Below are 12,308 nucleotides of genomic sequence, written 5' to 3' on the forward strand. Positions count from 1 at the left end.
AATGGGCAAAACAGACATTTAGTTTATTAGCACTGAAGAGAAAAGCGGAATGTCTCAAAAACAGGAACTTACTCTCACAGAACGCGCCGAGACACTCTAGCCGTTTCCTGAATCTGGGGATAGCCGCCAGCTAAACTATTTTGAAGTATAGGAAAGAAAAAGCGCCATCCGGTAGATGGCGCTTAGTTAATTTTGGTACTAATTTTGGCACTTGACGAAAAAGCGAATCAGGACAGGTTCTCAAACACTTACGTCAGATTTGATTAGTCGCACTGAACTTTGATTGCCAGGCCGCCACGTGAGGTCTCACGATACTTGGCATTCATGTCTTTGCCGGTTTCGTACATGGTTTCGATCACTTTATCCAGCGACACGCGCGCTTCGCTGGTACGGCGCATCGCCATGCGGGCAGAGTTAATGGCTTTGACCGAGGCGATGGCGTTACGCTCGATGCACGGCACCTGAACCTGGCCGGCAACCGGATCGCAGGTCAGACCCAGATTGTGTTCCATACCAATTTCCGCCGCCACGCACACCTGCTCCGGGCTTGCACCCAGCAGTTCGGCAAGACCGGCTGCCGCCATGGAACAGGCCACGCCAACTTCCCCCTGGCAACCGACTTCGGCACCGGAAATCGAGGCATTCATCTTATACAGAATGCCGATCGCCCCGGCGGCCATAAAGTAGCGGGTGAAGATATCCGGGCTGACCGACTCAATGAAATGATCGTAATAGGCCAGCACCGCAGGGACGATGCCGCAGGCACCGTTGGTGGGTGCGGTTACCACACGTCCACCGGCAGCGTTCTCTTCGTTAACCGCAAGGGCAAACATATTCACCCAGTCGATGACGTTCATCGGATCGCTGGAAAGCTTGTCTGAAGAAACAAGCAGACGGCGCAGCGCGGAGGCACGGCGCGGAACGCGCAGCGGACCCGGCAGCACGCCCTCGGTATTCAGACCACGATCGATACAGTCGCGCATGGTTTGCCAGACATCGGAGAAATAGCGTTCGATGTCCGCGCGGGAGTGGATTGCCAGTTCGTTTTTCAGCACCATTCCGGAGAGAGAAAGGCCGGTCTGCTGGCAGTGGTTTAACATCTCTTTCGCTGAGTTAAACGGGTAGGGTACTGATACTTCATTCAGCGCGGTTTTGCCGAAGCTCTCTTCATCGACGATAAAGCCGCCACCCACCGAGTAGTAGGTTTTGCTATAGATTTTCAGATCGCCAGCATAAGCATGGATACTCATACCATTTTCGTGCAGCGACAGGTTGTCGCTGCGGAACACCATGCCGCCTTCGCGCGGGAAATCAACTTCGTGGGCACCGTTAGCCAGCAACAGACGCTGACGATCTTCCACATCACGAATAAACGCCGGAATACTGTCGATATCGACGCTTTCCGGTGAAGCACCCGACAGCCCCATGATAATGGCGATATCGGTGTGGTGGCCTTTTCCGGTCAGCGACAGCGATCCGTAGACGTCCACCGCAATGCGAGTAACGGAGGATAGCTGGCGGCTGGCCAGCAGATCGTCGACAAACTGTTTGCCGGCTTTCATTGGACCAACCGTATGGGAACTCGACGGGCCGATGCCGATCTTAAACATGTCGAAAACGCTAATCACGCTATACGCTCCTTAACAAGATTACTCACTGGACGATGCTCACAAATAAGATGAATTGGGTGAAATATAAATGAAAAGCCGCCGCCTTGCAGTGATTTGGATCGTCATCCTGCAAAAAAGCAGTTAAAAATAAGGCAAAGATGAATTTCAGACCGATATGAGGCTGTATTTTAGTCGATTTGTGTGGTTTTTTCCACCTGAAGACTCAGGCGGCGAATAATTCCGGCGGTCATCCCCCAGATAAAATAGTCATCAAACCAGGAGAGCCAGACGCGGTGATGAAGCCCGTGACGATGCACGTCCAGTGGGGTATAGCGACTCAAACGCAGCGCTTCTTCCAGCGGCATTTCGAACACCGATTCAACTTCCCCCTCGTTAGGCCGCCAGCGCAGGCCGGGCTGGATAATGCCCACCACCGGCGTGACTTGAAATCCGGTGCTGCTGGTGACCGGCGGCAGTACCCCGATCACCTCAACGGCTTTCGGCGGGATCGCGACCTCCTCTTCGGCTTCGCGCAGTGCGGTGATCACCAGCGATTCATCCTCGGCATCACGCATACCGCCGGGGAAGGCAACCTGACCGGCGTGTTTACGCAGCGTGGCGGCACGTCGCGTAAGCAGCAGGGTCGGATTGGGATGAGCGACGATCGGCACCAGCACTGCCGCCTGATGGAGCGGCAGGGCTATATTTTCTGATGGCGGCGGTTGCAGAATAAAGCGCGACAAAAAGCGTTGCAGGTGAGGGTTACTGCTGCTCATTCAGTGGCTCCTCCAGACAGGGCAAAATACGGTTGACCTTATCGAAGGTTTCCTGGTACTCCGCGGCTTCGTCACTGTCAGCGACCACACCGCCACCTGCTGCACAGTAGAGATTTCCCTGTTCGGCAATCAGCGTGCGGATAGTGATGCTGGTATCCATATTTCCACAGGCGCTGAGGTAGCCAATACTGCCGCACCAGGCGTTACGACGCTGTGGTTCAAGCTCTTCGATAATTTCCATTGCGCGAACTTTTGGTGCCCCGGTTATCGAACCGCCAGGGAAGCTGGCACGCAGCAGATCGCAGGCTGACAGCCCCGCTTTCAACCGCGCGGTAATGGTACTCACAAGGTGATGTACCGCCGGGAACGGCTCCACTACAAACAGTTCGGGCACCTTGACACTGCCCGGCACCGCAACCCGGCCAATATCATTGCGCAGTAAATCAACGATCATCAGATTTTCACTGCGATCCTTCGGAGAGTTGGCCAGCCTGATCGCCTGTTCATGGTCTGCCTGTTCGTCGGGAAGACGCGGCAGCGTGCCTTTTATCGGGCGGGTCTGAATATCACCATTCTGCAGACGGATAAAACGCTCGGGCGACAGGCTGAGAATCGCGCTGTCTGGCAGGCGAATAAAGGCGCTGAACGGCGCGCGATTGGCGCGGCAAAGGCGGATAAATGCCTGCCATTCACTGCCCTGATAGCGGGCCTGGAAGCGCTGTGCCAGATTCACCTGGTAACAGTCCCCGGAAAGCAGCCACTGCTGCACCTGGCGGAATTTCTCACCGTACTCTTCGCGCGACATATTCGCCTGCCAGCCGCCGGTCAGCCGGAACGGTTCTGCCGCTGCGGGGCGTTGAGCCTCAAGCCAGCCGAGGCGCTGCTTGATATCACCGTAAGCAACCAGCGTCAGCCTTTGCAGATGATGATCGGCGATCAGCGCCCAGTCATAGATCCCAACGGCCATATCCGGTGTGGTTAACTGACTCTCGGCGAGTTCGGGAAGCGTTTCGAACCGGCGGCCAAGGTCATAGCCGAAAAGTCCGAGTGCACCGCCCTGGAACGGCAAATCGTCACGCGGTGTGGCCTGCATCGCAGCACGCCCCAGTTTCGCAGCAAGCAGGGTGAGCGGGTCCTCAGCTGAATGGCTGACCGTGCCGTTTTCATCGATGGCGGTCTGCTCACCGCGTGTTGTCAGCGTACAGAACGGATCGGCTACCAGGATATCGAAGCGGTTGTCGCTGTGATCGGCAAAGCCGGAGTGCAGCAGCATTGCCCAGGGCAGATGTGCCAGAGCGGCAAACTGATGCTCGACGGCATCCGGCGTATACTTCAGTGAATGTAGAACAGGCAGCATAATTCTTCAGCAGGGTGATCCGTTACAGGGGTGCAAGCCTGGCATATTTTTCTGCCGCTGGCATCTCTTTGTCACTCGTGAAATAATCCGCGCCGCACGAGCACTCAGGAGCCACTATGTTTACAGGATTACCCGCGCTGACACATGAACAGCAGCAGCAGGCCGTAGAACGCATTCATCAGCTGATGTCAGAAGGTTTGACCAGCGGCCAGGCCATTGCCATGGTGGCGGAAGAAATCCGCAGCACGCACACCGGCGGCCACGTTGCGGTGATGTTTGACGATGAAGACGACGAGCATCATGCCGATAGTCAGGATGATGAAGACGACGAAGAAGAAGACGAAGATTACTGATATAAAGCCCCCTGCCGCCAGGGCAGGGGCGCTACTCATCTTGCCGCAACGACTTTGATTTCAACCAGATATTTTGGATTCATCAGCCCGGCGTGAACGGTACAGCGAACCGGGGCATTTCCAGGCGACACCCACGCATCCCATGCGCGGTTCATCGCGGCAAAATCTTCTTTATTGACCAGGAAAATAGTGGCATCCAGGATGCGGCTCTTGTCCGAACCTACGCGCGTCAGAATGCGATCGATTACCGCCAGCGCATTCGCCGTCTGTGCCTCAGCATCCTCATCCAGATTTTCCGGCACGCTGGTGTAGTACACCACGTCATTATGGATGACGGCTTCCGACATACGATGTTCCGGATCGATACGTTCAATGGTCATGAGTTTTCCTTTTAGCACATTAAATTAACCGGCGCTAGCCTGGCATAAACCACTGCGGGAGTCACCTGCTGTGAGGCATTACGCATCCTCACAAACTCAACGGGGCCGGTTTTTGTATCACCCCCCTAATACTGATATAATCACAGTAGTTTCTCTCCGGTAGTGAGGATTTGTGGCAGACGATTTTGCAGTGGACGGCGCTCTGGCGCAGGCGATCCCCGGTTTTAAACCGCGTGAACCGCAGCGGGTAATGGCCGCCGCGGTGGCGAAAGCCATCGATATACGCGGTGAACTGGTCGTTGAGGCCGGTACCGGCACCGGTAAAACCTATGCCTATCTGGCACCCGCACTGCGCTCCGGGAAGAAAGTGATTGTTTCCACCGGTTCGAAAGCCCTGCAGGATCAGCTCTACAGCCGCGACCTGCCCACGGTGGCAAAGGCGTTAAAATTCAAAGGTACGCTGGCGTTGCTTAAAGGCCGTTCTAACTATCTGTGCCTTGAACGGCTTGAGCAGCAGTCGATGGCCGGGGGGGAACTCGCCGTGCAGGCGATGAGCGATCTGGTCCATCTGCGCGGCTGGTCCAGCGAAACCGTTGATGGCGATATCAGTACCTGCGGCGGCGTGGCGGAGGACAGCACCATCTGGCCGCTCGTCACCAGCACTAACGATAACTGTCTGGGCAGCGACTGCCCGCAGTACAAAGACTGCTTCGTGGTCAGGGCGCGCCGCAAGGCGATGGATGCTGACGTGGTGGTGGTTAACCACCACCTGTTCCTGGCTGATATGGTGGTAAAAGAGAGCGGTTTTGCCGAACTGATCCCGGAAGCCGACGTTATGATCTTCGATGAGGCACATCAGGTGCCGGATATCGCCAGCCAGTATTTCGGCCAGCAGCTCTCCAGCCGCCAGCTGCTGGACCTGGCCAAAGACATCACCATTGCCTACCGTACCGAGATCCGCGATGTGCAGCAGCTGCAAAAGTCAGCCGACCGGCTGGCGCAAAGCGCGCAGGATTTTCGCCTGGCTTTAGGCGATCCGGGCTTTCGTGGCAACCTGCGTGAGCTGCTTAGCGATCCCCATGTGCAGCGAGCGCTGCTGTTACTCGATGACGCGCTGGAGCTGTGTTATGACGTGGCGAAGCTGTCGCTGGGGCGTTCGGCGCTGCTGGATGCGGCATTTGAGCGCGCGGCGCTCTATCGTGGAAGGCTGAAACGGCTGAAAGATGTTTCGCAGCCTGGCTTCAGCTACTGGTATGAATGCAACTCCCGCCACTTTATCCTGGCGTTGACGCCGCTTTCCGTCTCGGATCGTTTCCGTGAGGTGATGGAAGAGCGCCCGGCCAGTTGGATCTTCACCTCTGCCACGCTGGCGGTGAACGAACAGGTTACCCATTTCGTTGAGCGCCTGGGCGTGGAAAAGGCCGAAACGCTGATCCTCGACAGCCCGTTTGACTATTCCCGTCAGGCTCTGCTGTGCGTTCCGCGTAATCTGCCTTCGCCTAATCAACCCGGTGGAGCTCGCCAGCTGGCGCGCATGCTGCGTCCGCTGATCGAAGCCAACAATGGTCGCTGCTTTTTCCTCTGTACCTCTCATCAGGTGATGCGCGATCTGGCCGCGGAGTTTCGCGCAACGCTAACCTTGCCGGTGCTGCTTCAGGGGGAAACCAGCAAAGGCCAGCTGTTGAAGCAGTTTATTGCCGCGGGTAATGCGCTGCTGGTCGCCACCAGCAGCTTCTGGGAAGGGGTTGATGTGCGGGGCGATACGCTGTCGCTGGTCATTATCGATAAGCTGCCGTTCACTTCGCCCGACGATCCATTACTTAAAGCGAGAATGGAAGACTGCAAACTGCGCGGCGGCGACCCGTTCGATCAGGTACAGCTTCCGGATGCCGTTATCACGCTAAAGCAGGGCGTTGGCCGCCTGATCCGCGACGTTGACGATCGCGGCGTGCTGGTAATTTGTGATAATCGGCTGGTGATGCGGCCCTACGGTGCGGTGTTTTTGAACAGCTTACCACCTACACCGCGCACACGAGATATCAGCCGGGCGGCGGCGTTTCTCAAGCCATAACGCGACAGTCATCAATTCGGCGCGCTTTGTGCTATTATTCGCGCCGAAATTTTTATCCCTGAGGTTGCAATGTCCACGCGAATTTTAGCCATTGATACGGCCACGGAAGCCTGCTCGGTTGCCCTGTTGAATAACCAGCAACGACTGGCCCATTTTGAACTCTGCCCGCGGGAACATACCCAGCGCATTCTCCCTATGGTGCAGGACATCCTGCAGCAGGGGGGCGTGGCGCTGAAGGATCTTGATGCCCTGGCTTTTGGTCGTGGGCCGGGCAGTTTCACCGGCGTTCGCATCGGTATCGGCATTGCGCAGGGGCTGTCGCTTGGTGCGGAGCTGCCGCTGATTGGCGTTTCCACGCTGAAAACGATGGCGCAGGGCGCCTGGCGACTGAGCGGAGCAACGCGGGTGCTGGCCGCCATTGATGCCCGCATGGGCGAAGTTTACTGGGCTGAGTACCAGCGCGATGAACAGGGCATCTGGCATGGCGAAGAGAGCGAAGCCGTGCTCAGTCCTCAGGCGGCAAGTGAGCGTATGGCCGCGTTAAGCGGTGAATGGTCCTGTGTGGGGACCGGCTGGAAAGCATGGCCTGATCTGGCTGAAAACAGCCAACTGGTGTTAACTGTCAGTGAGGTGGAATTGCCTGCCGCTGAGGACATGCTGATTCTGGCCTCGCAGGCGCTGGCAGCGGGGGAAACTGTCGCTCCGGAGCATGCAGAACCGACTTATTTGCGTAATGAAGTGACATGGAAAAAATTACCGGGCCGCGAGTGAGTCGCAGCAACTATTTCGCCACGGTGCAGTCAAATCAACAGTACCTGGGAGAATCTTATGCGTAAATCTCGTTTTTGGCAGTTGAGTGGTTTGTTATTAACGTCCTTATTGCTTTCAGGTTGCGTGACCGTGCCTGATTCAGTGAAGGGAACGTCGGCAATGCCGCAGCAGGATCTGGTGCGAGTGCTTAATGCGCCACAGCTCTATGTCGGGCAGGAATCGCGCTTCGGCGGTAAAGTGATTAGCGTCAGTAACAAGAACGGCATGACCCGTCTTGAGATTGCCGCTATGCGTCTGGATGATACAGCACGACCGATTTTAGGTTCGGCGACGATTGGTCGCGTGTTCGCTGACGTCAACGGCTTTGTCGATCCGATTAACTTCAATAACCAAATGGTCACCGTTGTCGGGCCTATCGCCGGGATTGAAAAAGGCAAAATTGGTGATGCTAACTACAACTTTGTTGTAGTGAAAGTAACAGGTTACCAGCGTTGGCATATGGTGCAGCAAGTTGTATCGGCACCGCAGCCGATTGACCCGTGGATCTGGTATGGTCCGGGTCATGGTCGCCGCCACGGCGGATACTGGGGCCCACCGCCCTGGGGCTATTACTCCCCGGCACCGGCGCAGGTTCAGACAATCCTGACCGAGTAGTCGTGCTGTAGCGAAATTTTCACGGCATATCCGCTGTGTTTCAGCGGGTATGCCTTTTTTTTGTTTACTTTTCTCCCGGTGAGAAATTTTTAGTGATGGGCTTCGCAACCTCAAAACGGAGAGCTGAGCAAACTGGTACGCTGAGTTAAAATAATGTTAACAGAAATCAGAGGCTGAGCTGCGATGACTACTAATACTCATTTTCGAGGTGACTCCTTGCAAAAGGTCTGGCTTAACCGTTATCCGGCCGATGTTCCGGCAGAAATTAATGCGGACCGTTACCGCTCTCTCATTGACCTGTTTGAACACGCGGTACCGCGCTATGCCGAACAGACGGCGTTCATCAATATGGGGCAGAGCCTGTCTTACCGACAGCTTGATATTCGCAGCCGGGCGTTTGCCGCCTATCTGCAACAGGAACTGGGGCTGAAGAAAGGCGACCGTGTGGCGCTGATGATGCCCAATCTGCTGCAATATCCCATCGCCCTGTTTGGCATACTGCGAGCGGGAATGACGGTGGTCAACGTTAACCCGCTTTATACCCCGCGAGAATTAGAACATCAGCTGAATGACAGCGGTGCCAGCGCTATTGTGATTGTCTCCAACTTTGCCCACACGCTGGAAAAAGTTGTCGCGAAAACGCAGGTTAAGCATGTGATCCTCACCCGGCTTGGCGATCAGCTGTCAACGGCAAAGGGCACGCTGGTTAACTTCGTGGTGAAGTACATCAAAAAGATGGTGCCCAAGTATCATCTGCCTGGGGCGATTTCATTCCGTCAGGCTCTGCAGCGCGGGGCGAGTCTGGATTACACCAAGCCGGACGTCATTAATGATGACCTGGCGTTTCTGCAGTACACCGGTGGTACCACCGGCGTGGCGAAGGGTGCGATGCTCACCCACCGTAATATGCAGGCCAACCTTGAACAGACCCGTGCCACCTACGGTTCTTTGTTGAAAGAAGGGCAGGAGACGGTGGTTACGGCACTGCCGCTGTACCATATCTTTGCGCTGACGGTTAACTGCCTGCTGTTTATCGATCTCGGCGGTGCCAACCTGCTGATCACCAACCCGCGTGATATTCCGGGCCTGGTTAAGGAGCTGGCAAAATACCCCTTCACCGCCATTACCGGCGTTAACACGCTGTTCAACGCGCTGCTGAACGATGAAGGCTTCAACAAACTGGATTTCTCCAGCCTCAGTCTTTCGGCAGGGGGCGGGATGGCGGTACAGAAGTCCGTTGCTGAGCGCTGGGAAAAACTGACCGGGCACTATCTGCTGGAGGGTTACGGCCTGACAGAGTGCTCGCCGCTGGTTTCGGTCAACCCGTACGATATCCAGTGCCACAACGGCAGCATCGGCCTGCCGGTGCCGTCGACCGATGTGAAGCTGGTTGACGATGAGGGCAATGAGGTCGCGCCGGGTGAACCGGGTGAGCTGTGCATTAAAGGACCGCAGGTGATGCTGGGCTACTGGCAGCGCCCTGACGCGACGGATGAAGTTTTAAAAAATGGATGGCTTCGCAGCGGCGATATTGTTACCGTTGATCATGAAGGCTTTCTTCGCATCGTTGACCGTAAAAAAGACATGATTCTGGTTTCCGGGTTTAATGTTTATCCCAATGAAATCGAAGATGTGCTGATGCTGCATCCGAAAGTGCGGGAAGCCGCCGCAATCGGCGTTCCCAACGACGTAGCCGGCGAGTCGGTGAAAATATGCGTGGTGAAGAAGGATGCTTCCCTGACTAAAGAAGAGCTGATAGCGCACTGTAAAAAGTATCTGACGGGATATAAAGTTCCGAAAATTGTGGAGTTCCGTGAAGAGCTGCCGAAGACCAACGTCGGAAAAATTCTGCGCCGGGAACTGCGCGATGAAGCGATTAAGGCGGCGCAAAAAACGGCAGTCTGAGGGAACGACTGCGCGATATCGATACTCCGTTGCTATCCGGCTGCATCATCGTTGTGGTCGGGGCGACGGGGAAAAAATGCCGGGATGCACCCGGCATTATTATTTCTAACACCTGCACAGGCAGGCCGCGATGCTGCCTGCGACAAGAGACTGTTATTTTGAATTACACCATGATTACCAGCAACGAAGCGCTGGCCGAGATTTGCCAGCGTGCCCGTCAGGTTTCGGCACTGGCGCTGGATACCGAATTTGTTCGCACGCGCACCTATTATCCCCGGCTGGGCCTGATTCAGCTTTTTGACGGTGAGACGATTTCGCTAATCGATCCGCTGACCATCGGAGACTGGAAACCGTTCCGTGACCTGTTGCAGGATCGTGAAATCGTCAAGTTCCTGCATGCAGGGAGCGAAGACCTGGAAGTGTTCCTGCATGAGTTTGGCGAACTTCCTGACCCGATGATTGATACTCAGATCCTTGCAGCCTTTTCCGGTCGTCCCCTTTCCTGCGGCTTTGCCACTATCGTTGAATCCTTTACCGGTATCGCCCTGGACAAAAGCGAATCTCGTACCGACTGGATGGCGCGCCCGCTGACGGAGAAACAGTGCCAGTACGCTGCCGCTGACGTTTTCTATCTGCTTCCCATCGCACACAAGTTGATGGCCGAAACGGAAACCGCCGGGCAGATGGCCGCTGCGCTGGATGAATGCCGCCTGCTGTGCCAGCGCCGTACCACACAGCTCGACCCGCAGGATGCTTATCGTGAAATTACCAACGCCTGGCAGCTGCGGCCGCGCCAGCTGGCCGCGTTACGTCTGATGGCCGCATGGCGTCTGCAGACGGCGCGCGAAAAGGATATGGCGGTGAATTTTGTGGTGCGTGAAGAGAATTTATGGAAAATTGCGCGCTACCTGCCGGGCTCGCTGGGCGAGCTGGAACATCTCGGCGTGCCGGGGCAGGAGATCCGCTTCCACGGACGGGCGCTGCTGGCGATGGTGGCGAAAGCCGAAGCGCTGGACGAGAGCGAACTGCCGGAGCCGGTTGCCAACCTGATTGACCATCCGCGCTATAAGTCGGTGTTCAAAGCGATTAAAGCGCTGGTGGCCAGTGCGGCGGAACAGCATGGCGTCAGCCAGGAGCTGCTGGCATCACGCCGTCAGATTAATCAATTGCTGAGCTGGTCCTGGCAACTCAAACCGCGGGATCGTAAACCGGAGCTGATCGATGGCTGGCGGGGCACGCTGCTGGAGGCGGGGATTAACGAAATCCTTAACGCGGACTGACGGCAAACAATTTTCCCCTGCCTTTGCGCAGGGGAAGATTATGAGCCGGAGAGGATCATTTATCGGCTTCTTCCGACTCAGGCAGCGTAACGTTCAGCTCCAGAATGGAAATATCACCTTCTTTTTGATCCAGCTTGACGCTGAGCATCTCCGGATCGATTTTTACGTATTTGCAGATGACTTCCAGAAGATCCTTTTTTAACTGAGGCAGATACTGGGGTTCACTGTCCCCCCTTCTGCGTTCTGCAACGATAATCTGCAGCCGTTCCTTGGCTATGTTAGCAGTGCTCTTTTTTCGGGATAAAAAGAAGTCGAGTAAGGCCATGGTTTATCCCCCAAACAGGCGTTTCAGGAATCCCTTCTTCTCTTCTTCAATGAAGCGGAAGGGGCGTTCTTCTCCAAGAAGGCGGTCAACGGTATCAGCATAGGCTTTGCCTGCATCGGATTCGGTATCGAGGATGACAGGCTCGCCCTGGTTTGAGGCGCGCAGTACGGACTGATCCTCAGGGATGACCCCGACCAGAGGAATGCGCAGAATTTCCAGCACGTCTTCCATGCTCAGCATATCGCCACGGCTCACGCGGCCCGGGTTGTAGCGGGTCAGCAGTAAATGCTCTTTGATGGCATCCTGCGAATTTTCCGCCCGCCGAGACTTCGACGACAGAATACCGAGGATACGGTCGGAGTCACGCACGGAAGATACTTCCGGGTTGGTGGTGATCACCGCTTCATCAGCGAAATAGAGCGCCATCAGCGCGCCGGTTTCAATCCCAGCCGGTGAATCACAAATGACAAAGTCGAACTCCATAGCGGCGAGATCGTTCAGCACTTTTTCCACGCCTTCGCGGGTCAGTGCGTCTTTATCACGGGTTTGCGATGCGGGCAAAATAAACAAATTGTCGGTGCGCTTATCTTTGATTAACGCCTGATTCAGCGTGGCATCACCCTGGATCACGTTGACGAAGTCATAAACAACGCGGCGCTCACAGCCCATTATCAAATCGAGGTTACGCAGGCCGATATCAAAGTCGATAACAACCGTCTTTTTTCCTTTTTGCGCTAAACCGGTAGCGATGGCCGCGCTGGACGTGGTTTTACCAACGCCTCCTTTACCCGATGTAACAACAATTATGCGTGCCATATAGTAATTT

12 protein-coding genes are annotated in these 12,308 nt (G+C 55.6%); 6 read left to right on the forward strand and 6 right to left on the reverse strand.

What is annotated here, in order from left to right:
* Positions 1 to 263: 263 nt before the first annotated feature.
* The 3 genes from sdaA to pabB all read right to left on the reverse strand — a co-directional run bounded on the left by sdaA (position 264) and on the right by pabB (position 3,743).
* The gene (gene sdaA / locus OMR58_RS18980) at positions 264 to 1,628 is read right to left on the reverse strand and encodes an L-serine ammonia-lyase (protein WP_200543871.1); all 1,365 of its coding nucleotides are present in this window, start codon (positions 1,626 to 1,628) and stop codon (positions 264 to 266) included.
* A 170-nt stretch (positions 1,629 to 1,798) separates the two neighbouring features.
* Positions 1,799 to 2,386 carry a CoA pyrophosphatase gene (locus tag OMR58_RS18985; RefSeq protein WP_264546694.1) on the reverse strand — a complete coding sequence of 196 codons (588 nt, stop codon included), beginning with the start codon at positions 2,384 to 2,386 and terminating at the stop codon, positions 1,799 to 1,801.
* Positions 2,373 to 3,743 (reverse strand): aminodeoxychorismate synthase component 1, encoded by a 1,371-nt coding sequence (pabB, locus tag OMR58_RS18990; RefSeq protein WP_264546695.1) that lies wholly within the window; start codon positions 3,741 to 3,743, stop codon positions 2,373 to 2,375. The genes OMR58_RS18985 and pabB overlap by 14 nt, the downstream gene beginning before the upstream one ends.
* A gap of 116 nt (positions 3,744 to 3,859) precedes the next feature.
* Here pabB and OMR58_RS18995 point away from each other — a divergent pair, with 116 nt between their 5' ends.
* Positions 3,860 to 4,096 carry a YoaH family protein gene (locus tag OMR58_RS18995; protein ID WP_105594148.1) on the forward strand — a complete coding sequence of 79 codons (237 nt, stop codon included), beginning with the start codon at positions 3,860 to 3,862 and terminating at the stop codon, positions 4,094 to 4,096.
* 35 nt (positions 4,097 to 4,131) lie between these two features.
* Here OMR58_RS18995 and OMR58_RS19000 read toward each other — a convergent pair whose 3' ends face one another.
* A complete protein-coding gene (locus OMR58_RS19000) occupies positions 4,132 to 4,476 on the reverse strand; it encodes a RidA family protein (RefSeq protein ID WP_105594147.1) in 345 nt (114 codons plus the stop codon).
* A 172-nt stretch (positions 4,477 to 4,648) separates the two neighbouring features.
* Between OMR58_RS19000 and OMR58_RS19005 the strand changes: the two genes are divergently transcribed.
* The 5 genes from OMR58_RS19005 to rnd all read left to right on the forward strand — a co-directional run bounded on the left by OMR58_RS19005 (position 4,649) and on the right by rnd (position 11,157).
* A complete protein-coding gene (locus OMR58_RS19005; RefSeq protein ID WP_264546696.1) occupies positions 4,649 to 6,547 on the forward strand; it encodes an ATP-dependent DNA helicase in 1,899 nt (632 codons plus the stop codon).
* Between the two features lie 69 nt (positions 6,548 to 6,616).
* A complete protein-coding gene (gene tsaB / locus OMR58_RS19010; RefSeq protein ID WP_264546697.1) occupies positions 6,617 to 7,318 on the forward strand; it encodes a tRNA (adenosine(37)-N6)-threonylcarbamoyltransferase complex dimerization subunit type 1 TsaB in 702 nt (233 codons plus the stop codon).
* Positions 7,319 to 7,375: 57 nt separating this feature from the next.
* Positions 7,376 to 7,972: a Slp family lipoprotein gene (locus tag OMR58_RS19015; protein WP_105594141.1), complete on the forward strand. Its 597-nt coding sequence runs from the start codon at positions 7,376 to 7,378 to the stop codon at positions 7,970 to 7,972.
* A gap of 216 nt (positions 7,973 to 8,188) precedes the next feature.
* Positions 8,189 to 9,877, forward strand: coding sequence for a long-chain-fatty-acid--CoA ligase FadD (fadD, locus tag OMR58_RS19020; RefSeq protein ID WP_264546742.1), 1,689 nt, complete (start codon positions 8,189 to 8,191; stop codon positions 9,875 to 9,877).
* Positions 9,878 to 10,047: 170 nt separating this feature from the next.
* Positions 10,048 to 11,157 carry a ribonuclease D gene (gene rnd, locus OMR58_RS19025; protein ID WP_264546698.1) on the forward strand — a complete coding sequence of 370 codons (1,110 nt, stop codon included), beginning with the start codon at positions 10,048 to 10,050 and terminating at the stop codon, positions 11,155 to 11,157.
* A gap of 55 nt (positions 11,158 to 11,212) precedes the next feature.
* Here rnd and minE read toward each other — a convergent pair whose 3' ends face one another.
* Positions 11,213 to 11,482 carry a cell division topological specificity factor MinE gene (gene minE / locus OMR58_RS19030; RefSeq protein ID WP_105595263.1) on the reverse strand — a complete coding sequence of 90 codons (270 nt, stop codon included), beginning with the start codon at positions 11,480 to 11,482 and terminating at the stop codon, positions 11,213 to 11,215.
* 3 nt (positions 11,483 to 11,485) lie between these two features.
* The gene (gene minD / locus OMR58_RS19035) at positions 11,486 to 12,298 is read right to left on the reverse strand and encodes a septum site-determining protein MinD (RefSeq protein ID WP_105595262.1); all 813 of its coding nucleotides are present in this window, start codon (positions 12,296 to 12,298) and stop codon (positions 11,486 to 11,488) included.
* Positions 12,299 to 12,308: the final 10 nt, after the last annotated feature.

The organism is Erwinia sp. INIA01 (assembly GCF_025947915.1).
GTDB lineage: Bacteria > Pseudomonadota > Gammaproteobacteria > Enterobacterales > Enterobacteriaceae > Erwinia > Erwinia coffeiphila.